The sequence below is a fragment of the Hymenobacter radiodurans genome (assembly GCF_004355185.1).
GTDB lineage: Bacteria > Bacteroidota > Bacteroidia > Cytophagales > Hymenobacteraceae > Hymenobacter > Hymenobacter radiodurans.
On record NZ_CP037922.1, the window covers coordinates 171,998 to 194,127 of the forward strand.

The 22,130-nt window shown below is 55.0% G+C and carries 21 protein-coding genes and 2 pseudogenes; 11 read left to right on the top strand and 12 right to left on the bottom strand.

All coding sequences use genetic code 11. From position 1 onward, the window contains the following. Positions 1–74 precede the first annotated feature (74 nt). Together EPD59_RS01695 and EPD59_RS01700 are read left to right on the top strand one after the other, a co-directional pair. Positions 75–1,481, top strand: coding sequence for an FAD-dependent oxidoreductase (locus tag EPD59_RS01695; protein ID WP_133271274.1), 1,407 nt, complete (start codon positions 75–77; stop codon positions 1,479–1,481). A gap of 311 nt (positions 1,482–1,792) precedes the next feature. Then, positions 1,793–2,215 carry a LytR/AlgR family response regulator transcription factor gene (locus tag EPD59_RS01700; protein ID WP_133271275.1) on the top strand — a complete coding sequence of 141 codons (423 nt, stop codon included), beginning with the start codon at positions 1,793–1,795 and terminating at the stop codon, positions 2,213–2,215. Between the two features lie 89 nt (positions 2,216–2,304). Here the strand turns inward: EPD59_RS01700 and EPD59_RS01705 are convergent, their stop codons facing one another. The 5 genes from EPD59_RS01705 to rpoN all read right to left on the bottom strand — a co-directional run bounded on the left by EPD59_RS01705 (position 2,305) and on the right by rpoN (position 9,072). Next, the gene (locus EPD59_RS01705; RefSeq protein ID WP_133271276.1) at positions 2,305–6,198 is read right to left on the bottom strand and encodes a PAS domain-containing protein; all 3,894 of its coding nucleotides are present in this window, start codon (positions 6,196–6,198) and stop codon (positions 2,305–2,307) included. 88 nt (positions 6,199–6,286) lie between these two features. Continuing rightward, positions 6,287–6,415: a hypothetical protein gene (locus EPD59_RS23085; RefSeq protein WP_262712924.1), complete on the bottom strand. Its 129-nt coding sequence runs from the start codon at positions 6,413–6,415 to the stop codon at positions 6,287–6,289. A gap of 11 nt (positions 6,416–6,426) precedes the next feature. After that, positions 6,427–6,915, bottom strand: coding sequence for a hypothetical protein (locus EPD59_RS01710; RefSeq protein WP_133271277.1), 489 nt, complete (start codon positions 6,913–6,915; stop codon positions 6,427–6,429). A 58-nt stretch (positions 6,916–6,973) separates the two neighbouring features. Further along, the gene (locus EPD59_RS01715; protein ID WP_133271278.1) at positions 6,974–7,462 is read right to left on the bottom strand and encodes a copper resistance protein NlpE; all 489 of its coding nucleotides are present in this window, start codon (positions 7,460–7,462) and stop codon (positions 6,974–6,976) included. Positions 7,463–7,509: 47 nt separating this feature from the next. After that, entirely contained in the window at positions 7,510–9,072 is a 1,563-nt protein-coding gene (gene rpoN, locus EPD59_RS01720; protein WP_133271279.1) for an RNA polymerase factor sigma-54, read from the bottom strand. Positions 9,073–9,264: 192 nt separating this feature from the next. Here rpoN and EPD59_RS24005 point away from each other — a divergent pair, with 192 nt between their 5' ends. Both EPD59_RS24005 and asnS read left to right on the top strand, forming a co-directional pair. Next, positions 9,265–9,882 carry an OB-fold nucleic acid binding domain-containing protein gene (locus tag EPD59_RS24005; RefSeq protein WP_394347213.1) on the top strand — a complete coding sequence of 206 codons (618 nt, stop codon included), beginning with the start codon at positions 9,265–9,267 and terminating at the stop codon, positions 9,880–9,882. A 2-nt stretch (positions 9,883–9,884) separates the two neighbouring features. Further along, positions 9,885–10,657, top strand: a pseudogene (asnS, locus tag EPD59_RS24010) (asparagine--tRNA ligase). A gap of 76 nt (positions 10,658–10,733) precedes the next feature. Here asnS and EPD59_RS01730 read toward each other — a convergent pair. Both EPD59_RS01730 and EPD59_RS01735 read right to left on the bottom strand, forming a co-directional pair. Next, entirely contained in the window at positions 10,734–10,979 is a 246-nt protein-coding gene (locus tag EPD59_RS01730) for a hypothetical protein (RefSeq protein ID WP_133271280.1), read from the bottom strand. A 72-nt stretch (positions 10,980–11,051) separates the two neighbouring features. Continuing rightward, positions 11,052–11,528, bottom strand: coding sequence for a hypothetical protein (locus tag EPD59_RS01735; protein WP_133271281.1), 477 nt, complete (start codon positions 11,526–11,528; stop codon positions 11,052–11,054). Positions 11,529–11,781: 253 nt separating this feature from the next. Between EPD59_RS01735 and uvrA the strand changes: the two are divergent. Beyond that, positions 11,782–14,712, top strand: a pseudogene (gene uvrA, locus EPD59_RS01740) (excinuclease ABC subunit UvrA). An 83-nt stretch (positions 14,713–14,795) separates the two neighbouring features. On the opposite strand, the gene EPD59_RS01745 reads toward uvrA, so the two are convergent. After that, a complete protein-coding gene (locus EPD59_RS01745) occupies positions 14,796–15,329 on the bottom strand; it encodes a hypothetical protein (RefSeq protein WP_133271282.1) in 534 nt (177 codons plus the stop codon). Between the two features lie 336 nt (positions 15,330–15,665). Between EPD59_RS01745 and EPD59_RS01750 the strand changes: the two genes are divergently transcribed. The 6 genes from EPD59_RS01750 to EPD59_RS01775 are packed head-to-tail and all read left to right on the top strand — an operon-like array spanning position 15,666 to position 19,233. After that, the gene (locus tag EPD59_RS01750) at positions 15,666–16,193 is read left to right on the top strand and encodes an RNA polymerase sigma factor (protein WP_240731569.1); all 528 of its coding nucleotides are present in this window, start codon (positions 15,666–15,668) and stop codon (positions 16,191–16,193) included. After that, positions 16,190–16,432 carry a hypothetical protein gene (locus EPD59_RS01755; RefSeq protein ID WP_133271284.1) on the top strand — a complete coding sequence of 81 codons (243 nt, stop codon included), beginning with the start codon at positions 16,190–16,192 and terminating at the stop codon, positions 16,430–16,432. The genes EPD59_RS01750 and EPD59_RS01755 overlap by 4 nt, the downstream gene beginning before the upstream one ends. Before the next feature lie 53 nt (positions 16,433–16,485). After that, complete coding sequence (locus tag EPD59_RS01760; protein ID WP_133271285.1) at positions 16,486–16,737, top strand: hypothetical protein; 252 nt, start codon at positions 16,486–16,488, stop codon at positions 16,735–16,737. Then, positions 16,698–16,880: a hypothetical protein gene (locus tag EPD59_RS01765; RefSeq protein WP_133271286.1), complete on the top strand. Its 183-nt coding sequence runs from the start codon at positions 16,698–16,700 to the stop codon at positions 16,878–16,880. Before EPD59_RS01760 ends, EPD59_RS01765 begins: the two co-directional genes overlap by 40 nt. Beyond that, a complete protein-coding gene (locus tag EPD59_RS01770) occupies positions 16,877–17,887 on the top strand; it encodes a DUF4097 family beta strand repeat-containing protein (protein ID WP_133271287.1) in 1,011 nt (336 codons plus the stop codon). Before EPD59_RS01765 ends, EPD59_RS01770 begins: the two co-directional genes overlap by 4 nt. Continuing rightward, complete coding sequence (locus EPD59_RS01775) at positions 17,839–19,233, top strand: hypothetical protein (protein ID WP_133271288.1); 1,395 nt, start codon at positions 17,839–17,841, stop codon at positions 19,231–19,233. Before EPD59_RS01770 ends, EPD59_RS01775 begins: the two co-directional genes overlap by 49 nt. A 79-nt stretch (positions 19,234–19,312) precedes the next feature. Here EPD59_RS01775 and EPD59_RS01780 read toward each other — a convergent pair whose 3' ends face one another. The 4 genes from EPD59_RS01780 to EPD59_RS01795 form a co-directional block, all read right to left on the bottom strand. Then, positions 19,313–20,020 (bottom strand): DUF4142 domain-containing protein, encoded by a 708-nt coding sequence (locus EPD59_RS01780; RefSeq protein WP_133271289.1) that lies wholly within the window; start codon positions 20,018–20,020, stop codon positions 19,313–19,315. 150 nt (positions 20,021–20,170) lie between these two features. Then, entirely contained in the window at positions 20,171–20,359 is a 189-nt protein-coding gene (locus tag EPD59_RS01785) for a hypothetical protein (protein ID WP_133271290.1), read from the bottom strand. A gap of 84 nt (positions 20,360–20,443) precedes the next feature. Beyond that, positions 20,444–21,025: a DUF4142 domain-containing protein gene (locus EPD59_RS01790; protein WP_133271291.1), complete on the bottom strand. Its 582-nt coding sequence runs from the start codon at positions 21,023–21,025 to the stop codon at positions 20,444–20,446. 233 nt (positions 21,026–21,258) lie between these two features. Beyond that, the gene (locus tag EPD59_RS01795; RefSeq protein ID WP_133271292.1) at positions 21,259–22,038 is read right to left on the bottom strand and encodes an enoyl-CoA hydratase-related protein; all 780 of its coding nucleotides are present in this window, start codon (positions 22,036–22,038) and stop codon (positions 21,259–21,261) included. Positions 22,039–22,130 lie beyond the last annotated feature (92 nt).

Consider the following 22,130-nt stretch of genomic DNA (forward strand, 5'->3'; position numbering starts at 1 on the left):
GCGGGCCAAATAGGTCGTAAACGAGTACTTTTGCCGCCCGTCGCTTTCCTCGTCGGCTTTCAGCTTCTTTGCTTATGGGTACGCCTTCTTCCGCCGCCGTGGCTGCTGCCACCGATCTCTCTCCTTGCACCATTATGGGGGCGGGGCTGGTAGGGTCGCTGCTAGCGCTCTACTTGGCTCGGCGCGGTCACCAAGTGGATGTGTATGAGCGCCGCGCTGATCCGCGCCTAAGCGGAGCCGTAGAGGGCCGGTCCATCAATCTGGCGTTGTCGGATAGAGGGTGGCGGGCTCTTGAGGGTGTCGGCATCAGCGAGCAGGTGCGCGAAGTGGCCATTCCCATGTACCGGCGCGTGATGCACGACCAGCAGGGCCGCCTCACCTATCAACCCTATGGCCGCGAAAACCAGGCTATTTACTCCGTATCGCGTGGGGGGCTAAATCGCACGCTGCTTAACCTCACGGAGGCCGATCCGCGCATTCGCATGCACTTTAACGAGCACTGCCAACACGTTGATTTGCGGGCGCGGCGGCTGGAAATGCATAACACGCTCACCGACCAGGAGCAGACGCTACCGTTTCGCCGCCTGTTTGGGGCCGATGGCGCTTACTCGGCAGTGCGGGGCGCTATGCAGAAAACCGACCGCTACGAGTTCTCGCAGAGCTATTTGGAGTACGGCTACAAAGAATTAACCATTGAAGCTGGTCCCGACGGCGAGTGGCAGCTGGAGAAAAATGCTCTTCATATCTGGCCGCGGGGGCAATACATGATGATTGCTTTGCCAAACCTCGACGGGTCATTCAATTGCACGCTATTCTTTCCCTACGAAGGCCAGGAATCTTTTACTACCCTGGAAACAACGGAGCAGGTGCAAGCCTTTTTCGAGGAGAAGTTTCCGGACGCGGTGCCTTTTATGCCGCAGTTGGCGGAGGAGTTTATTCAGAACCCAACCGGCTCCCTGATTACGGTGAAGTGTTTTCCGTGGACGCACAAGGATGAAATAGTGCTGCTTGGCGACGCCTCGCATGCTATTGTGCCCTTCTACGGCCAAGGCATGAATGCGGGCTTCGAGGATTGCAGCGTGCTGGATTCTTTGCTCAACCAGTATGGCGAGGACTGGAACATGGTATTCAGCGAGTTTCAGCGCCAGCGCAAACCCAACGCCGACGCGATGGCCGACTTGGCTATCTACAACTTCGAGGAAATGCGCGACCGGGTAGCCGACCCGCGCTTTCTGCTCCAAAAGAAGATCGAAAGCAAAATCTCGGCTCAGTACCCCGATCAATGGCTGCCGCTCTATTCGCAGGTTACGTTTTCGGATACGCCCTACGCCGATGCCTGGGCCAATGGCCAGCGACAGGAAAGTATTATGCAGCGCCTCATGCCGCATATCCAAACCGAAGCAGACTATGATTTGCCCGCCGTGCAGGAAATGGTGCGCCAGGAAATGGAGAAAAATGATGCCCTTTCCAGCTTAAAGTAGTGCCCCTTCATTCAAAAAAGCCCCCCGCAAGCACGGATAGAGCAAAGAAGCAAAGGCTCGGAATTATTCTAAAACAAGAGCCCTTGCTTTTCGCTTTGTTCAAGGTGTAATGGCTTGACACTTACCTGCGTACTCAAAATTACTGTGCCGATATTTTTCAATCAGTTTCATGGCTGATTGGATTATATCGACTGAGAAACGACTAATCCGATAACCTGGCCGGTAATTTGGTTGTTTCGAGGACCGCTTTTCAGGAGCGCTTTTTGATTGTTCATTCGCACACTCTCTTTTGTTGTCCTGTTCGTTTAGTTATGTTGCTTGAAGACATTGTCTCCCCCCGCATTCTAACCTGTGCTATTATTGACGACGACGAGATTAATCGCTTAACCCTGCAACATTGTATTAGCCTCACTCCCAGCCTACACCTGCTAGCATCCTTGAAAGGTGGGGTAGAAGGCTTGAACTTTTTCAGTCTAGGACGCCGAGTTGATGTGCTGTTTCTGGATGTAGAGATGCCCGACCTAAACGGCATCGAGATGATGCGCTTGCTGCCCGAGCCGCCGGAAGTAATTTTTACGACCGCTTATGAAAGCTTCGGCATGGAAGCTTATGAGCTGAACATAGCTGACTACTTAGTGAAGCCCTTCTCCTACGACCGCTTTCAGCTAGCCGTGCAGCGAGTAGCAGAGCGCCTGCAGCCTGCTATGCCAGCCGGTATAGCTCTACGCGACTAACTTCTACAAGCACCGCTTAACTAAATAAGCCCAGCGCTGCCCTACTATATGGAGGCAGCGTCGGGCTTGTTTGATTAGCAAGCTACTACTTACGCAAGCTTCTGTCGGCACTTCTCCAAAGCACGAAGCAACTGCGGCAGCAGCTGAATAAGCTGTTTGGTGGCCTTAGCGCTTTCTTCTGGCCGTAAATCAGGAGTTTCCAGGGTTCGAATAGGCGTCAGTAACTCGTGGGCATGAAGCAGCTTGAGTGAAGGCTTAATCTTATGAATTAAGGTGCCCACCTGAGCCCAATCCGAAGCGTCGGAAGCGGCGGTAAGTTGAGTTACCACCTCTGGCGTATTATCAAGAAACGAGTCAAGAATACTGCGCACAAAGTTCGTCTGGCCGTGCGCCATCTGGTAGATTTCACTTAAGTCGAACAACGGCCGCGTAGCCTTCTTCGACGCCAGGCGCAAGGCACTCATTTTTCCCAGCAGCTCGGCCTCCTCAAAAGGCTTCGTCAGGCAGTCGTCCATGCCAGCGGCCAGATACTTTTCATTAGCTTCATGGAAAGCATTGGCGGTGAGAGCAATAATGGGTGTGCGGGCCCTGGCAGCGTTAGTATGCCGACGAATTTGGGCCGTAACCTCCAAGCCACTCATGCCGGGCATCTGAATATCCATCAGAATCAAATCGTAGCGCTGCTCCTCGAACAGGCGCAGTGCGGCAGAGCCATTGGAGGCAGCATCAACCACCACCCCATAGTTGGCCAATACCAGTTGCGCTACCTGGCGGTTCACGTCATTATCTTCTACTAGCAGCACGCGCATGCCTTGCACTGCCGCCGTAGCGTACTCAAGCTCCGCCTCGGCTTTAGTTGCGATAATGGTGCCTTGGGGGGCTTTTTTGAAGGTGAGCGTGAAGCTAAATGTGCTGCCACGCCCCGGCTCACTGCACATCAGTAGGTGTCCGCCCAACTGCTCTACCAAGCTGCTGCTAATAGTGAGGCCCAAGCCTGTGCCCCCAAATCGGCGCGTCGTATCGGCGTAGGCCTGCGAGAAGCTGGCAAAGATGGCTTCCTGTTTGTGCGTGGGTACGCCCGACCCCGTATCACTTACCTGAAAACTAATGGTGACTTCCTTAGCTGTGTCATCTAGTAGCTGACACGTCAGGGTAACGCTGCCCTTATCAGTAAACTTGATGCTGTTGCTGAGTAAGTTAAGAAGTACTTGTTTGAGGCGGTATGGGTCGCTGAGTACTAGGGAATCGGGGAGGGGAGGGGGCGTTACGTCGAAGCTAATACCTTTCTCTGCGGCCTGAAAAGCGACGGTTTGGCCCGCCATTTTCAGTGCCTGACACAAATCGAAGGGGGTGCGCTCCAGTTCCAGATTTCCTGAAGTGATTTTGGCCACATCCAGCACGTCGTTCAGCACGCCCAGCAGGTGCTGCCCGGAGTTGCGAATAATATCGAGGTACTCGCGCTGTTGAGCGTTCAGATCGGTACGTGCCAGCAAACCGGCCATGCCCAGCACTCCATTCATAGGGGTACGGATTTCATGACTCATATTAGCCAGGAAATTCTCCCGGGAGCGAGCTGCTGATTCGGCTACTAGCTTTGCCCGCCGTAGCTCATCCTCGGCCAGTATGCGCTCCGTGATATCCTGCGCGTAGGCAATCACGTAGGGCAACTCGCCGGCCTCAGCCACTAAGCAATTGTGATACAGTAAGTAGCGTGGCCCAGCGTTGCCCAGGGGCTTTACGCTCACAATTCCCGATACCTCTCGTTGTTGGCGAAAGGCAGCCAGGTACGCTTCCAGATCGGTTCCTTGGTCTACGGCCAAGCCTTCAGCAAGCGGCCTTCCTACCATGCTATGAACCGGGACGTCCATAAGGCTTGCCATGGCTGGGTTGGCAGAAAGAACTATGCCGTCGAGGTCGTGGGTACAAATGAGGGCTTGCGTATAGTGCATCAGGTCGCGATACTGCTTGGCGTTGCGCTCCAGGGTATGACGAATGCGCTTTACCTCCGTGATGTCGGTGCTGACGGTGAGCACCTGAACCGTACCCTCGGGACGAACCAATGGCCGCTTTACTACCTGATAATGCCGTATCTCGCCGCTGGCCAGGGTAAACGGCAACTCGGCTGCATGTTCCCGTCGACTAGCTAATACGCGCCGGTTGAGTACATTAAGCTGCCGAACCTCTGCGTCTTCGGGTGATTCACCGCTCTTTCGCACCCGGGCATGGTTGCTCCGACTGACAAGGTCATCGAATGCGGTATTGGAAAACATAATGTCCCCCTCCTCGTCATTCACATAAAGCAGGTTAGGAACGGTATCGACTATCTGACGAATAAACTCCTGCTGCTCACGCACCACCAATTCGCTGCGACGGTGCAGTTCTTCGGCTTGATGGCGCTCCGTAATGTCGAGGCCGTAAGCCAGCATCAGATGCAGCGTGCCGTCTGGATTAAATACCGGCTGAAATCGGCGCAGGACGTAGCGTGGCTCATGGCTGCCAACGGTCAACTCTTCCCACGTAACCTGGCCCCGCTCGCGCACTGCTTGCTCAAACATGCGCTGCCGGTTCTCGGCTACATCAGTAGAGCGCTGGCGATGCGCGCAGTATTCCAGGTCAGTTTTGCCTATCATCCATTCCCGAATGTCCTGATCTTTGATACTTACTGGGTTTGCGAATATGTAACGACCGTGGGCATCCAGTACGGCTATGTCGGCGGGTAGCTGATTGAGAACCGTTTCGTAAAACTGCTGCTGTGCCGCAAGCTTCTCTTCGGCTTGGTGGCGGGCCGAGATGTCCAGGCCTGAACTGACCATCATGCGCAGCGAGCCATCGGAGTTAAATACGGGCTGGAAGCTGCGCAATACTTGGATTTGCCCCCCAGGTTCCAGAAAGTTTTCTTCCCAGCTTATCCCTTGACGCTTGTGTGTGGCTTGGGCAAAATACGCGTCGCGCAAATCAGCCAAGGCCTGGGGGCGCTGCCGATACAGACAAGCTTCCCGATTCGTCATACCCAGAATCTCGCTGCGAGTTACAGCGTTTGGGGCCGCCGTCGGGTTAGCAAACAGGTAGCGGTGCTCCGCATCTAGAGCGGCTACGCCAACAGGCAGCTGATTGAGGATGGTTTCGTAGAACTCGCGCTGTTGAGCCAGCTTCTGCTCGGCTTCCCGACGAGCCGTAATGTTGGTCAGGTATAAGCTAGCATAGTTCTCGCCGGGCACGGGAGTTACGATGAGCAGATAGTGCTCATTGGCTACGCTTATCTCGCGCTGATGATGAGCAGTAGTGCGGAGCGCTATTGTTACTAAGGCTACCAGCTGAGTGCGCAGCTCATTGGGGCCATCCTGCTTATAGAGTTGCGCAAGCTGGTAGGCCGCTGGGTTGGCGTACAATAGCTCGCCGCCGGGCGTAAGGCGCAAAATAGGATTCGGACTTTGCTGCGCCAACAGAGAAATAGTACTTGCGCGGGCATTGCGGCGAAAGCGAATGGTAATATCGCGGTAGCAAACCAGCCGGCCGGCCATCACATCATCGAGCACAATGTAGTCGCGCTCTAGCACCCGACCGTCGGCCAACATTACTTCCTCCCCCATTACCGTACGGCCGGCCGCTCTTACTTCTTTGGCCCGAGCCAGGTAAGCCGCCGGATCAGGGTAGTTATGCTGACTGCGAACTGCCACTTCCAAGCCTGAAATACCGTACAGGCTTTCCGGCTCGTCGGCAATGCCAAAAAGCTGACAATAGGGGCGGTTTACCAAGAGTACGCGGCCATCATTGTCCACGAGCATAATGCCCATTTTCAGGTTCTGAGCCAACGCAGTCAGCCGCGACTGATGGCGCTGTGCACTGGCCTGGGCTACCTCAAGCTCATACCGCATGGCGGCAAGTTCCTGCTCGGCTTCCGCCCGCCGGGCTCGCTCGTGGTGTAGTTGGGTGAGCAACGCTTCTGCAGAGTCGGAGGAAGGCGATAAAGTGGAAAGGGGCATGCGCGGTAAAGACGACAGTTGGGCGGTCGGTAAAGATACACCTCCCGAGGCAGCGGTCAAGAGCAAAGTTTAGTACTAAAACAAGGATTTAGACGAAGGAGGCGACTCCCAACACCAGCCCTATAACCACGCTAATTCCCAGGCCTAGCCCGGCCCAGGCTTGGGCCGGCGTGTGCGCATCAAGAGCCAGACGAGCGCTCAGTACGGCCAGCGCCAAAAGAGCAGCGGCTAGTAACCACCAAAAGCCAGCCATGCCCGCCGCATTTGTAAGGTGCAGTAGTAGAAACAGCCCAAAAGAGCCCCCACGCCTACGCCATGAGCGCTTATTTTCCAGCGCAGTGAGATGAAGAGGGTCAGCAGAACGGCCAAAGTCATGCCCAGCATCATGCGGCCGAGCAGAGGAGAGAAAGGTGGCTGGTGCAGCAGGAAGGCCGCGCCGGCAAAGCTGATAGCTGCCAGCAATAACGGTAACGGCCGCTGGGCGCGCTCGCGCAGGAGCAATGAGTCGAGGCGGCCAAACCAGTACAATGCGCCCGTACCCAAGGCGGGTAGTAAAAATGTGAAGCCAAACACGACGGCCAGCACTATCCAGCGGTCTGCTACGGTGGGCTGTGCTACCACGCCCGGCAACTGGTAACAGACCACGTAAAACAGATAAGAGGGCACTAGCAACGGATGAAACGCCAGCGAAAGGGCGGTTGCCAAGGATTTATTCAACAGCGTAGAAAAGAGGATTGCGGCCCTAAACTACCAAGTTGGTTTTGAATACAAGGAACTAGAAGTTGCCTATCTGTGCCAGTACGTAGCGCTCGGCCAAATCACCGGTTATCTCCTGCCCGTCCAGATCAAGCTGTTGTAAGGCGCGGGGGCGCATGCGGTAATCAGTGGGACCGGCGGCGGAGCGCCGCGTAAGTCGCACCAAATTGGCTGATACCTGCGCCCACCGGCCGGAGCTTACCTGATCGTTGTTGCCTTCCTTGGGCTGATCTAAGTAGGTCCGGCGCTCCATGTAGGTGCTATCGGGGTAGAGGTACAGCACGGTTTCAATTCCAGCGCAGTCGGCGCAGGGCAGCAACCCCTGATAAATGCCCCCCAGACCTTCGGTAGCCACTGCAATAGAAGGCGAACTTGTGCTAGGCGACGCGGCACGGCCTACCATACCATCTGCCGGGAGCGAGGCATCGGTGGAATCCACGGTAGACCCGGTTGGCCGCTCGCAAGCGGTGGCTAATAGAAGCAGGCAAGCAAGCAGAAGAAGTCGCATAAGCTGAGTAGGTTAAGCGTAAAAAAAGCCCCCCAGCTGCCCCAACTCTACAACTCTTTTCGAAGTCGGGCTACCGGAATATTGAGCTGCTCGCGGTACTTGGCCACCGTACGCCGGGCAATGTTGTAGCCCCGAGCGTTGAGCATTTTCTCCAGCTTATCATCAGAAAGCGGCTTGCCTTTGCTTTCCCCCTCAATGATTTCCTTCAGAATATGCTTCACCTCCCGCGAGCTAGCGTCCTCACCCGAATCGGTGGCGATACCTTCGGAGAAAAAGTACTTCAACGGATAGATGCCGAACTCGGTTTGCACCGACTTGCTATTTGCTACCCGGCTCACGGTCGAAATGTCCATGCTGATTTCCTGGGCTATGTCCTTCAGAATCATGGGGCGAAGCTTGCTTTCGTCGCCTTCCAGGAAGAACTCGCGCTGGTAGCGCACAATAGCATCCATGGTGCGCAACAGGGTTTGCTGCCGCTGTCGGATGGCGTCGATAAACCACCGGGCCGCGTCGAGTTTTTGCTTCACAAACGTTACGGCCTCCTTCATCTTCCGATCCTTTTTCGACGCCTTGTCATAGGCCTGAAACATTTCGGTATATGCCGGCGCCACCCGCAAATCGGGGGCATTGCGCGAGTTCAGCGTTAGGTTGAACTGGCCGTTGTCGTTGCTGAGAATAAAATCGGGGATGATGTACTGCACCTTACCCAAACCCGTCGGGCCGCTGCCGCCGGGCTTCGGGTTGAGCTTCAAAATCAAGGCAATAGCATCTTTCAGCTCGTCGTCTTCCAGATCGAGCCGTTGCTGAATGCGTGGGTAATGCTTCTTGGTAAACTCGTCGTAGCACTCGGAAAGAATGCGCTCTGCGGCCTCCACCGTATCATCTACGGGGCGGCGCTCTAGTTGCAGAAGCAGGCACTCACGTAGGTCGCGTGCCCCGATACCAGCCGGGTCGAAGGCCTGAATAATGTGCAGCACACGCTCAATCTCGGCCGGGGTAGCTTCGATATTTTGGGCAAATGCCAAGTCGTTGGCAATGGCCGACAGGTCGCGCCGGATATAGCCGTCGCCGTCGATGGAGCCCAGCAGTTGGCGACCAATGGCGAGTTGCTTGTCATCTAGGTTAGCAAAGCCCAGTTGATCAAAAAGCGAGTCAATCAGCGTAGAACCGGTATCGGCCAGAGGCATTTCGCGGTCGTCCTCGGCATCGCCGGGACCATCGCCTTGCATCTTATAACCAGCAATTTCGTCGTCGTTGAGGTAGTCGCTCAGGTCCAGATCCTGGTTGTCCGGCGCGTCGGCGATGTCATCTTTGGGTAGCTCTACTTCGGGCTGCTCCTCCGAGCGGTCGTCGAAGTCTTCATCGAGGGTATTGTCGTCGTTGTCGAACTCGGAGTCTGGGTCGTCGAAATCCTCGTCGCTATCGTCATCGTCGTCGCGTTCCAGTTCCTCTTCATTCTCGTCGCCTTCTTCCAAAGCGGGGTTTACTTCCAGCTCTTCCTTAATGCGCGTCTCTAATTCCGCCGTCGGAATTTGCAGCAGCTTAATGAATTGGATCTGTTGGGGAGACAGCTTCTGCGAGAGAAGCTGCTTCATATCAAGTCGTTGCATACACAGAAATCGCAATAAGCCCCAGCGACGGTGAAATGGGGCACTACTTCAAATGTAGCGTATTCTCTACTTGAGTTGAAGTAAAAAAGTTGAGGCCATCAGAAAGCATTAAAGAACAGCGCAAATTTCTGCGCTAGCGAAAACCTCTACCTTTGCCCCCCATAGATTATAAACCACAGAAATTCGAGTCCGATGTCCGTCAGAAGGTCGAGTGTACAGCAGCTGCTGCAAAGCCAGGAGCTGGAGCGCGAGGTAGTAGTAAAAGGTTGGGTGCGCACCCGCCGCGGAAATAAGTATGTGCAGTTTATCGCCCTGAACGACGGCTCCACTATTCATAATATTCAGGTGGTAGCCGATGCGGAGAAGTTTCCGGAGGAATCGTTGAAGGACGTAGCCACCGGCGCTTGCTTGTCGGTGCGCGGCCAGCTCGTAGCATCCCAGGGCAAAGGCCAGGCAGTAGAAATCCAAGCTATTGAGATAGAAGTTCTTGGTACTGCTGATCCGGAAGAATACCCGCTGCAAAAGAAAGGGCACTCTTTAGAGTTTCTACGCGAAATTGCCCACTTGCGGCCCCGCACCAACACCTTCGGCGCAGTACTGCGTGTGCGCCATGCCTTAGCGTTTGCGGTGCATCAGTACTTCAACGACCACGGCTTTTACTACGTGCACACGCCCGTCATCACCGGTTCCGACGCCGAGGGCGCCGGCCAGATGTTTCGGGTCACAACTTTGCCCCCGAGCACCCGCCCCGCACTGCCGACGGCTCCGTGGATTACAAGGAGGACTTCTTTGGCAAGCAAACCAACCTGACCGTGTCTGGCCAGCTAGAAGCCGAAGTAGCAGCCATGGCACTGGGCAAAGTGTACACGTTTGGGCCAACTTTCCGCGCCGAAAACTCCAACACGGCCCGCCACCTAGCGGAGTTTTGGATGATTGAGCCCGAAGTAGCATTCAACGATCTGCAGGACAACATGGACCTGGCGGAGGACTTCCTCAAAAGCTTAGTGCGCCAAGCCCTAGAGAAGTGCGCCGACGACCTACAGTTCCTCAACGACCAGTACGACAAGGAACTGCTTAACCGCCTGCGTTTTGTAATAGATAATGACTTCCAGCGCCTTACTTATACCGAGGCCGTTGAGATTCTGAAAGCGGCAAAGCAGAAGTTCGAGTTTCCCGTGGACTGGGGCACTGATCTGCAAAGTGAACACGAGCGTTATTTGGTGGAGAAGCACTTCAAAAAGCCCGTTATCCTGACCGATTATCCTAAGGATATTAAAGCTTTCTACATGAAGCTCAACGATGACGAGCGCACCGTGCGCGCCATGGATGTGCTGTTTCCCGGCATCGGCGAAATCATTGGCGGCTCTCAGCGCGAGGAAAGCCTAGAAAAGCTGCGCACCCGCATGGAGCAAATGCACGTGGAAGAACACGAACTGTGGTGGTACTTAGAGCTACGGAAGTTCGGAACTGCCCCCACGCCGGCTTCGGCTTGGGCTTTGAGCGTCTGGTGCTCTTCGTGACGGGCATGGCCAATATTCGGGATGTAATTCCCTTCCCACGCTTCCCGAAGAACGCGGAGTTTTAAGCTGTACCCCAAACCGCCTTTTAGTACAATGGCAGCCCCGCGAGAGGCTGCCATTGTATTTTATACTGCTAATCGATCAGCAGTAATTACGCAGTTCTTTATCATCTACAGCCACCAACGCATCCAACCGTAGCTCAAAGCCATCTTGCAGGCGCAGGTATTCTACTTTGTCCTTGATAAACAGATCGGTGATGACGCCTTGGTAGGTGCTGGGGGGCGTATCTGGTTCTAGGCGGTAGGTGAGGGTGCAGGGCTGGCGGGTGGTGGCGCGGGCTTCTAGCTCGTCATAGAAGGAGCAGCTGATGGGTTGGTAGGTTTTCATACGTACTAAAACGAAAAACACCCCGATTAGATAACCAATCGGGGTGAGTTAGTAGAAGGGTGAAAAGGGGAGCTAATGCTTGCCTTTTCCTTTTCCGTTGCCTTTTCCCTTGCCGGGGTGACCACCTGCTTGCTGCACCACGATTACGTTGCCAGTCGGGTAGGCGGCGCGCATCTTCTTGGCTTGGCCGGGGGGCATGCCGTGCGGGTGGCCCGCTTTCGGGTACTTCACCTTGTGCTCCCGGATCAGGACCCAGGGCTGGGCACCCACGTAGTTGATAACTACCGGGTGAAAGCTGCTGGGGTTGTAATTAGAAATAGTGGTTACGCGCTTCCATTTGCCTTCGCGCTGCACCACGTAATGCTTGTCGCGCAGGTCGTAGTAGCCACCTACTTCAGGTATATAGTAGTACTGCGTGCCGGCTGGGGCAGCAGGTCCCCAGGAGGGGGAATTAATATTGATATTTACCTGAGCCTGGGCTGGTTCGGTAGCGCTTAGCAGCAGTAGGGTAAATGCACCGGCAAGCGTGAGTTTGGGTAGGAATGACATGGAGATAGGATGTAGCGTGAAGGAATTGTCCTACTATAGGCAAGAACAGCGCCAAACGCGACTTTATGAGCTCTGCTCAAAGTACGCCGGCCGGACAACTGTTGCGCTGCGTATGGGTGGCTACATAGGAGTTAAATTTTAGTTCCCCTAAACCCACGGTATATTCTGCTAAACCCTCTGGCAAATAAGCTATTCTGGATAGCGAAAGGGTTAGGTTTTGCCTACCTTTGCGGACTTATTCGATTCGCGCTGCATGGCTAAGAAAACAACTGCTTCCGTACCCGCTCCTACTCCTGAAAAAGCCCCCCAGCTTCCAGTTGTACTCGCTACCAACGGCCACGCGGCCGACGTAGAGGCGCCTTTCATTGAAGTGTATGGGGCGCGTGAGCACAACCTGAAAAACGTTTCAGTTCAGATTCCGCGGGGCAAGCTGGTGGTGTTCACCGGCATTTCGGGCTCGGGCAAATCCAGTCTGGCTTTCGACACGATTTATGCCGAAGGGCAGCGTCGCTACATGGAGACGTTTTCGGCCTATGCCCGCTCCTTTATGGGTGGCCTGGAGCGACCCGACGTGGACAAGATTGAGGGCTTGTCGCCGGTAATCAGCATTGAGCAGAAAACCACTTCGCGCAATCCACGCTCCACGGTGGGCACCATCACCGAGATTTACGACTTCCTGCGTCTGCTCTACGCCCGCACGGCGGAGGCCTTCAGCTACGCTACCGGCGCCAAGATGATCCGGCAGAGCGACGAGCAGATTATCAACTACATTCTCAAGCACTTCAACGAGAAAAAGCTGGTGGTGTTGGCGCCCGTGGTGAAGGGTCGCAAAGGCCATTACCGGGAACTGTTCCAGCAGATTGCCAAGCTTGGCTTTGCCAAAGTGCGCGTGGATGGCGAGCTGCTTGACCTGACGCCCAAGATGCAGGTAGACCGCTACAAAATCCACGACATCGAAATTGTCATTGATCGGCTGGTGGTAAAAGCAGAGGATCGGTTCCGGTTGTCGGGCTCAGTGCAGAACGCGCTGACTCACGGCAAGGGCACCATGCTCGTGCTGGACCCGGACACCAAGAAAACGCAGTTTTTCTCGCGCTTTCTCATGGACCCCACTACGGGCATCGCCTATGATGACCCGGCGCCAAACACGTTCTCCTTCAACTCGCCCTATGGTGCTTGCCCCACCTGCAATGGCTTGGGTGAGGTGCAGCAGATTACGGAAGACTCGGTGCTGCCGGATAAGAAGCTGAGTATCAGCCGCGGTGGAATTGCCCCCTAGGTGAGTACCGCGACATTTGGATTTTTCAGCAGCTCCAGCTCATCCTCAAAAAGCAGAAGTTCAGCCTGTCCACACCCATCGACAAGCTACCCGAAGACTTGGTGGAGCGCCTGCTCTACGGCGTGCCCGAAGATGAAGACGCGGACCCTAAAAAGGCGAACTACACGGAGCCATTCGAAGGTATTATTCCCTTCCTGCGCCGGCAGATGGAGTCTGATTCGGAGAACATCCGCGCCTGGATTCAGGAGTACACCCAGGCCCAGGAGTGCCCCGAGTGCCGCGGCTACCGCCTGAAAAAAGAGTCGCTCCACTTTTTGATCGACGGCAAGAATATCGGTGAGCTATCGGTAATGGATATTGCCCAACTCAGCCAATGGTTTGTGGGCCTGGAAGAGCGCCTGAGCGAGCGTCAGAACGTGATTGGGCGGGAACTGCTCAAGGAACTGCGCAAGCGCATTGGCTTCCTGCTCGAAGTGGGTTTGGAATACCTGAGTTTGCACCGCTCGGTGCGTACCCTGTCGGGGGCGAATCCCAGCGGATTCGCTTGGCTACCCAGATTGGTACCCAACTCGTAGGTGTGCTCTACATCATGGACGAGCCGAGCATCGGGCTACACCAGCGGGATAATGAGCGCCTAATCAAAGCCTTGCAGCACCTGCGCGATATTGGCAACTCGGTGATTGTGGTGGAGCACGACAAGGATATGATTATGAATGCCGACCACGTGCTGGACATCGGGCCGGGCGCGGGCATTCATGGGGGCATATTGTGGCCGCCGGCTCACCTACTGAGATTTTTAAGTCGGGCAGTTTGACTTCGCAGTATCTGAGTGGAGAGCGCCACATTGAGCTGCGCAAGAAAAAGCGCAAGGGCGAAGGCAACATGCTTACGCTCAAGGGCGCTACAGGCCACAACCTGAAAAACGTGACCGTGAAATTTCCGCTGGGTAAACTAGTGGCCGTCACGGGCGTATCGGGCTCGGGCAAATCTTCGCTCATTCACGATACGCTGTATCCTATTCTAAATCAGTACTTTTTCAACTCCAAGAAAGATCCACTGCCGTACTCCGGAATTGAAGGCTTGGAGCTGATCGACAAAGTAATTGAGGTAGATCAGTCGCCGATTGGCCGCACACCGCGCTCCAATCCTGCCACGTATACGGGTGTGTTCACGGAAATTCGCAGCTTGTTTGCGTCGTTGCCGGAGGCCAAGATCCGGGGCTACGGACCGGGTCGTTTTTCCTTCAACGTGAAGGGCGGCCGCTGCGAAACCTGCGAAGGCGCGGGCCTGCGCACCATCGAGATGAACTTCCTCCCGGATGTGCACGTGCCCTGCGAAACCTGCAAAGGCCGCCGCTACAACCGCGAGACGCTGGAAGTACGTTTCAAAGGCAAGAGCATCACCGACGTGCTCGACCTGACGGTGGAAAAAGCCGTGGAGTACTTCGAAAATCAGCCGCGTATTATTCGTAAAATACAGGTGCTGAATGAAGTGGGCTTGGGCTATCTGACCTTGGGTCAGCAGGCCACCACGCTCTCGGGTGGTGAAGCGCAACGGGTGAAGCTAGCTACAGAACTCGGCAAAAAGGACACGGGCAAGACATTCTACATCCTCGACGAGCCTACTACCGGCTTGCACTTTGAGGACATCCGCCACCTTTCCGATGTGCTGCAAAAGCTGGTCGACAAAGGCAATACCGTCCTTATCATCGAGCACAACCTCGATTTGATTAAAGTAGCTGACCACGTCATTGATCTAGGTCCCGAAGGCGGCGGCGGCGGCGGCACCATCGTAGCTCAGGGCACGCCGGAGCAGGTGGCAAAAGCTGGCAAAGGCTACACGGGAAAGTTTCTGGCTGAAGAATTGAAGGTGAGCAAATACGCGGAAGAAAAAGCGACCCTGTAATAGGGCGAGTAGTCATTAGTAATTGAAAAAAGCCCCCACGCACTGCGTAGGGGGCTTTTTTGCGCTGCCTGTAAGAGAAAGAATTAATGCAAAACCTCGGATTGCGTAGTGACATAAAGCGGCGTGTTCTGCCCCGCAACGGTTGCATAGGTAGTAGTGCCCACCGACTTACCATCGATTAATAGCTCACATACCGCCTGATAGCCTATGCCAGAGCTAGAAGGCAAGGTCTGGTCTTCCCAAATGGTGACCGTTATTTTTGGTCTAATGACCTCGGCATACGTAGCGATAGGCGCCAGCTGCACCTCTTTGAGTGCAGCAGTTACCTCTTGCTCATGGTGCTGAGTAGTGGCATCCAGAAGCTTATAGGCGGCGTTGCCCTGTGGTACAACCTGCTCATAGTCCACGGTGATATTGGGGGAGATGGTGGGCAGCTGAAAAGTGCTGTCTAACGCTTTGAGATAATAGCGCACCGCCACTGTGTGCATTCTGAGTGGTATGGGCTTTACAAGCACGTCCTCCGTTGGCTGGGGGGCATTTTCTTCTTGGTCGCAGCTAGTGGCCAGCAAAGAGAGGGTGGCGAGCATAAGTACCCGCAGCGTAGAGGAGGATAGCATAAGCATAGAAGAGGAAAAAGAGTAGGGGATGAGATATAAGCTCACCGGTTTAGCGGCTGTAGGCGTGCAGTCAAGCAAATGGGCTTGAATTCTAAGCCGCTAGCTGGCATTATAGAGTGGCGGCAACCTGAAGAATGGTTGGTTGGGCCCAGATATTTTTTTGGCGCCGCTACACCATCTGTGTTCGATGCCCTCTGGTTTTATCTGTCTGCTAGGAGGTAGCGGATACTGGCCAATGAATAGGCCGGAAAATATATTTTGCCCCCCGACCAACCTTCTGAGCTCAGCTTTACACTTTAAGCCAAAGTTCAACTTAGCTACTGCCACTCCTTGCTTTTGCCCCCTGAAGAACAGCGCTTACTTACTGCCTGCTTGACTCAGGACCGGCAGGCGCAGTATGAGCTGTACCAACGCTACAAAACGGCCATGTTCTCCACGGCGCTGCGCATGCTAGGGCACAACCGGGAACTAGCGCAGGATGCCTTGCAGGAGGCTTTTGTAGAGGTATTTCAACACTTAATCAATTTTCGGCAGCAGTCGACATTAGGAGCCTGGATTAAAACCATCGTGGTGCGGCGGGCACTACTTATCCTGCGGCGCGAGCAGCGCATGGAGATCTACGACCAAGACCGCCACCCTGAGCCGCTGGTGGCCTGGCACGATAACCTGACCGGCGAGGCCCTGGACAAAGCCATCGGGGAGCTGCCGGCTGGCTACCGGGCCGTGTTCTGCCTGATAGAAGTGGAAGGCTATGCTCATCGCGAAGTAGCCGAGCTGCTCGACATCACGGAAGGGACCAGCAAGTCGCAGCTCTACCACGCCAAGCGCTTGCTCCAACGCAAACTACAGTATCTCTATTCATGAACCAGACCCCCGAAATACCTGAGGCCGGTGGTCCTAACCTCCACCGGGCCCTCGGCAACCTGCCAGCTCACGAGCCCGACCCAACCACCTGGCCTCGCATCGAAGCGCAACTCGCGGCCGATGAAGAGCTTATCCGCGTAGTGCCCACGCTTCCCAAACATGAGCCCGACGAGCTGGTATGGGACGCCATTGCCGCCCGTCTGGATAAAGTTGCTCCGGCTGTTGTGCCCCTGTTCTAGTAAAGCCAGCGAAAGTGCGGCCCTTGTGGTCATCTCCCGCTTTACGTCAGGTGATGGCTGTTGCGGCTAGCGTGCTGATTCTGCTGGGTGTATGGTGGCAGCAGCAGCGAACCGTGGAGCCTACCACTACGGGAATCCGCGAGACGCTGGGGATCAGTGAAGAAGTAGCCACGCCGATGCCCACGTCAATTGCCGTTTCGGTGGACCCTTTGGAACAAGAAGGCCGCTCCTTTATTGATGCGCACTGTACCTCACTGCCTACGGTGTGCCAATCGGGGAATTTAAATCCCTGCGCACCCAACTAACGGAGCTGGAAGAAGAGGAAAAGCAACTGCGCCAAGATGCTCGCCGCTTCGGGGAGTCGCCGGAGTTGCTGCGCCAACAAGCCCAACTCATCACCATGAAAGCCACCATCACGCGTGAGCTGGTTCAACTTCTTATCTCATGATGTTTCCCTCCATTTTGCCCCAACTCTGGCTGCGCTGTTGGCTGCTGGTTGCGCTGCTGGCGCTCCTATTGCCAGTGGCCCAGGCCCAGCAGAAAGTCAAAGTCGTGACGCGTACCCTGGAGCAGAGCTGGGGTTGCCCGCCAGGCATGCCAGTTACCATTCAGGCTGAAAAGGCTACGGTGCGGGTGCAAGGCTGGAATAAGCCTACCGTTCAAGTAGTGTTGCGCCTAAGCGCCCGGCACCCCGAGCAGGCGGTAGCCGAACAAGATCTGCCAGTGGCGCGGTATCGGCTGCAACAAAGCGGCAACGCTATTTACTTGGTCAACTTTTTTACCCTGCCCACGGGTGCCCCCGCCGTGCGCAGCGACTTGCGGGCCGAATACACCATCATGATGCCCACCGGCAACCCCATCAAGATAGTAAACGCCTACGGCCAAACGGAGCTAACTGACCTCACGGGCCAGCAAGAACTGGAGCAAAGCTTCGGCAAGATTGCTCTCCGCGACCTCCGCGGTACCATTAAGGTCACGGCCCGCTACACCGACCTGACGGCCAGTAATCTACAGGCCAACTTCACCTGCGAGGCTACCAAGTCGGCGGTGCAGGCGCAGGGGCTGGGGGGCAATTCTACGATGAATAACTACTTCGGAAGTGTTCGGCTACAACTCGCTGCTAATCTGAGCAAGCTGACGGTGGTGGCCGACCGCACAGAAGTTGTTATCAGCGCGCCACAGCCTGAGCTATTTGCTTATCAGTTGGCCGTGCAGCAAGGCACTCTTACGGTGCCAACGGCTTATGCCGCCAGCAAAAAAAGCTCGGCCAGTCGAGCAACATTAACAGCCTCAAAAGGCGCTTCGCGGCGAGTGGTGCGCGTGACCACATCTTATGCACCTCTGACTTTGCAAACGGAACCACTCTCCCCCAGCTCTAATCCATCTTGCTTTATACCTCTACCGCTATGTTCTGCTTACACTCCTTGCGCATCTATCGGCACCTGCTTTGGATAAGCCTAATAGCCAGTATCTGCTTACAAGCTTCGGCCCAAACTATTCCCGACACAACCCGTCTGAGCTACGGGGAAGAGGAAATTCTAACACCCGAAGCTGACGCACAACTCCGCGTACAAGCGGAGGACCGTAGCTTGTGGAAACTGGGGCTGAACAATTTCACAGTAAGCAATTCCTTACTCGGCCGAGGTCAATATTATACCCGCTATGGCTTTCACCTGGCGTACGAGCGGCGCCTCAAGAGTCCCGCCTGGACGGTGCTGGCCGAACTGAGTCCCGCCCTGACGCACTACCGCCCTACGCCCGGCGCTGACCTTGATCGGGGATTGAGTATGCGCGCTCAAGTAGCGGGCCGTTATTACTATAACACTGAGCGGCGCTTGCGCCTGGGGAAGAATACGACCAACTTTTCGGCTAATTATATTGCGTTGGCACTGGGTGCGGGTACGGGTTTAGATCGGCCGGCGCGGGATACACCCTTTTACTTTCTTACCAATAATACGCGCTCAATAGCTACCGATGTGGCAATAATATATGGGTTGCAGCGTCGGTTGGGCCGCTACGGATTTATTGATGCGAATATTGGCGTAAGTAACTTGCTTTCCTCGCCCTGGAGAACCATATCTATTACCAACAGCCTTCGCATAGGCTTGGCTATCGGGTCGCAGTCGGCCACCAACTACTCGCCCCGCGTTATTCCGGTAGATACCGACGAATCGTTGCAGCCCAAGGCGTATGCAGGCTTTCAGCTGGGAGCGTACCTGTACCGGGTGCGCTATTCGGATACCAACCCGTACCGGGGGACGAATTTGCCCCCCAAAGCCGGGGTTGGCACGTACAGCCAAGAGATATTGATGCCGTACGCTTATGTTGGCTACTACGTGCAGCCTCGCTTGGCCGTGCAAGTTGGGATGCAGCGTCAGCGGGAGGAGTTTCGAGTTACCCTAGCTAGGTTTCCGGGGCTTCTTTCCCGGGACAGCATTACCAATAAAAACGACTTGGCTTTGCCCGTCATGCTACGCTATTCGCTCACACGTTCCTTCCTGAAGCGGTGGCAATTCGACGTAGTAGGCGGATTGGTGCCTCACTGGTCGTCGGTGCGCTTTCAAGAGCAGGAGTTTGTTGATGAGCGGCTTACCAATGAGTACGGTTTTCGACGTAGCGCTTTCGGTGTACATGCCTCCGCGGGGCTAAATGCAAGCTATGGGTTTGGTCGCCGCCGCCGGCTTCAAGCCACTACGGAGTGGGTACTTACCAAAGATCTGCGCTCCAAATTTCAGAGTAGCGAACCGTTGCAGTGGGGCCTCAGCTTTATTGGCCTGCGCTACCGCTTTGGCTATCGCTAGACAGCAACGGTTATTAAAGCCAAAAAAGCCCCCAGATAGCTTCTGGGGGCTTTTTTATAGATGAAATAGCGCTGAGCACTTACATCTTCATGCTCGCATGCTGCTTAGATGTATCCAAGTGCTTCTGAATAACAGGGGTTGTTTTGGTAATAAAGCCTTGTAGTTCAGTGTCTTTGGTCATATTAGCGTGCGCTTGCATCGTATTTAGCGTCTTCTGGTGGTCGGTCACCATTTGCTGCAGGAAGCGCTGCTCCAACTCTTTGCCTGATAACTTGCGCATCTGATCAGCAATGGCTTTGTGCTCAGCATCCATATCGGTGGGCAGCGTCACGTTCTTCTTCTGGGCCAGCGCTTTCAAGTCAGCTGTCGACTTGGTATGATCCGTAATCATCATGTTGGCGTGGTCTTTTGCCATGCCGGTGACGCCTTTCTCCAGCACCAAGCGGCTCAATTGAATCTCATTCTGGTCGCTGTGTGCGGCCGATTTCATAAACTCCGGGTCGTCTTTGTGCGGAGCCGTGGGGCCGTTAGGATCTGCGCTGTTTGCATTCATTCCGGCGGGCGCGGTGCCAGCGGCAGCAGCCGAACCTCCGGCAGCGGTGTCAGAAGGCATAGTAGCCGTGGCGCTGTCGCCATCGGTAGCAGCATTCATGTAGTTGTCGCCGGCGTTGCCGCCAGCTTCTTCTGAATTGGTAGGAGTATCGGTCGTGGCGGTTTTTTCATTGCTGCAGGCACTGGTAGCCATTAGCAGACCTGCGCAAAACAGGCTCATGATTGTACGTTTCATAGCGGTTAGTAAAGGGTGGAATGGTTGAGCTTGTACTGTGAAAAAATAGGTCTGCCGCCAACCATCGACTTAGTAAGTCAGCGATTAGCGGCAGAAAACGGCTGAGCGGTTGCTCAGAGTCGTTAGTGTACGGATCAGAATATCCGAAGGTTAGTCCTTGTCGGCCGCTTCCAACGAGTCGGCATCGGCGGTGACGGTAGCTCCTTCTTCGTTGTCGATAACGGTAGCATCAGCCTGTACGCCACCTTGTGCGGCGGCTTCTTCTTGATCAACTACGGCCTCGCCGGCCGTGCCGTCGGTGCGCTTTTCAGCGTTGTCTCCGCAGCTTGCAAACGACAAAGCAGCGAATAGAGCCAGAACAGAAAATAAACGGTGTTTTGGGAATTGGAACATGGGTTAGAATTCAGGTTAACAATAAAAAAATTAAGGCAAGTTTTCGAGTTGGTCTTCCACGACGCCCACCTCATCTAGGTGTTTCTCGAGTGTGGGTAAAAATTTGGCGGCAAAGCCGCGAATGTCGCCGTCGTAAGCGTCCTTGCTCATATCCTCGAACGCATCTACGTCCTGTTTGTGAGCCTCCACCAGCATTTCCACATATCGCTTATCGAACGGTGTGCCGGTCAGGGCGCTTAATTCGGCGTACTGTTTTTGCTGATCGCTGCCAAGGCCGCTGGGCAGCATCAGGTTTTTCTGTTGCGCCAGGTTTCGGAGCGCCGTGCTCACTTGCCCATGCTGTTGCACCAGACTCTGGGCTAAGTTGCGAACCGCGGGAGTAGTAGATTTTTGCTGGGCCAGCTTGCTCATTTCCAGTTCCAGCAACCCACTGCTGGCTGCGTTTACCATAAAATCCGCGTCGCGTTCCTGGCGCTCCGTCACGGCAGCTTCCTTGATGCGCTTTTCGTTCTGAAACCTGGCTTCCGCTACCGGATCTTTTTGGCTGGCATCTGGTGAGCACGCACCAAAGGCAATGCAGCATCCTAAGAGCAGAAAACGGGCAGAAGCCATAGTACACAAACAGTTAGAGGAATGGAAAATAAGCTAGTGCCTATACGGGCACCTCAGCAGGTGGTTATCAGGGAGAACAGGATAGCGGCGAAATGCAGAGCTCAGAGCGCGTCTGGGGGCTTTTTGGCTGATAGAGTGTTGCGATATAAGCACGCAAACCATTCAACAAAAAGCGCCACCCTGTAGCAAGGTGGCGCTTTCAATAACCAAAAATTGCAGCTTGATTGCCTAGACTACGCTCCGCGAAACTGAGGCTTGCGCTTCTCCAGAAATGCCTGTACGCCCTCCCGATAATCATCCGACTCGCCTGCAATCTGCTGGCAATAGGCTTCGTAGTCCAACATTTCATCAAGTGTTGAGGCACTGGCCTTGTTCAGCATTTGCTTAATCAGGCCAATCGATTTGGTAGGCGCTGCGGCATATCGTGCTGCTAGAGCGTACGTAACCTCGTCGAGCTGTTCGGGCGCCACCACCTGGTTTACTAAGCCCAGCCGCAACGCTTCCTCCGCCGATACCTTAGAGCCCAGCGTACACAACTCAAACGCCTTCAGCGTGCCCACTAAGCGCGGCAAAAAGTACGACGAACCCGAGTCCGGCACCAGCCCAATGTTGATAAACACTTCAATCAGGGAGGCGTCGGTGGAGGCAATCAGCGCATCGCAGGCCAGCGCCAGCGAGCAGCCAGCCCCGGCGGCTACTCCATTCAGCCGCCCGATAATAGGCTTCGGTAAGCTTCGCATAGCCCGGATAATAGGGTTATAGCGCTTGTGCAAAGAGTCATAGAAAGACCTTTTTTCTTCTCCCTGCGCTGCCTTCAAATCCTGACCTGAGCAAAACGCCCGTCCGGCACCCGTAAGCACGACGGCCCGCACTGAGGCGTCGCGCGCTACCTGCTTCAGGGCATCCTGTAGCTCGTAGCTCTGTGGGTCGTTGAAGGCATTGAATACATCGGGCCGGTTAAGCGTGATAGTCGCAACACCGTCGCGCACATCGTAGAGCAAGCAGGTATACATGGGAATTAGTGAAAGGTAGAAAGCGGCTCCGAGTAGGTCATCTTCACGTCGCCTGGGGGGCAAATTACATGAGAAAGTTGGCGTTCTGACAA

Excerpts from the sequence above, each read along its gene's own strand:
- EPD59_RS01755 (WP_133271284.1), top strand. The coding sequence starts at position 16,190 with ATGAACCAGACCCCCGAAATACCTGAGGCCGGTGGTCCTAACCTCCAC.
- EPD59_RS24005 (WP_394347213.1), top strand. The coding sequence starts at position 9,265 with ATGTCCGTCAGAAGGTCGAGTGTACAGCAGCTGCTGCAAAGCCAGGAG.
- EPD59_RS01770 (WP_133271287.1), top strand. The coding sequence starts at position 16,877 with ATGATGTTTCCCTCCATTTTGCCCCAACTCTGGCTGCGCTGTTGGCTG.
- EPD59_RS01715 (WP_133271278.1), bottom strand. The coding sequence starts at position 7,462 with ATGCGACTTCTTCTGCTTGCTTGCCTGCTTCTATTAGCCACCGCTTGC.
- EPD59_RS01760 (WP_133271285.1), top strand. The coding sequence starts at position 16,486 with ATGGCTGTTGCGGCTAGCGTGCTGATTCTGCTGGGTGTATGGTGGCAG.
- EPD59_RS01735 (WP_133271281.1), bottom strand. The coding sequence starts at position 11,528 with ATGTCATTCCTACCCAAACTCACGCTTGCCGGTGCATTTACCCTACTG.
- EPD59_RS01705 (WP_133271276.1), bottom strand. The coding sequence starts at position 6,198 with ATGCCCCTTTCCACTTTATCGCCTTCCTCCGACTCTGCAGAAGCGTTG.
- EPD59_RS01795 (WP_133271292.1), bottom strand. The coding sequence starts at position 22,038 with ATGTATACCTGCTTGCTCTACGATGTGCGCGACGGTGTTGCGACTATC.
- EPD59_RS01780 (WP_133271289.1), bottom strand. The coding sequence starts at position 20,020 with ATGAAACGTACAATCATGAGCCTGTTTTGCGCAGGTCTGCTAATGGCT.
- EPD59_RS01695 (WP_133271274.1), top strand. The coding sequence starts at position 75 with ATGGGTACGCCTTCTTCCGCCGCCGTGGCTGCTGCCACCGATCTCTCT.
- EPD59_RS01745 (WP_133271282.1), bottom strand. The coding sequence starts at position 15,329 with ATGCTATCCTCCTCTACGCTGCGGGTACTTATGCTCGCCACCCTCTCT.
- EPD59_RS01700 (WP_133271275.1), top strand. The coding sequence starts at position 1,793 with ATGTTGCTTGAAGACATTGTCTCCCCCCGCATTCTAACCTGTGCTATT.
- EPD59_RS01775 (WP_133271288.1), top strand. The coding sequence starts at position 17,839 with ATGTTCTGCTTACACTCCTTGCGCATCTATCGGCACCTGCTTTGGATA.
- EPD59_RS01790 (WP_133271291.1), bottom strand. The coding sequence starts at position 21,025 with ATGGCTTCTGCCCGTTTTCTGCTCTTAGGATGCTGCATTGCCTTTGGT.
- EPD59_RS01730 (WP_133271280.1), bottom strand. The coding sequence starts at position 10,979 with ATGAAAACCTACCAACCCATCAGCTGCTCCTTCTATGACGAGCTAGAA.
- rpoN (WP_133271279.1), bottom strand. The coding sequence starts at position 9,072 with ATGCAACGACTTGATATGAAGCAGCTTCTCTCGCAGAAGCTGTCTCCC.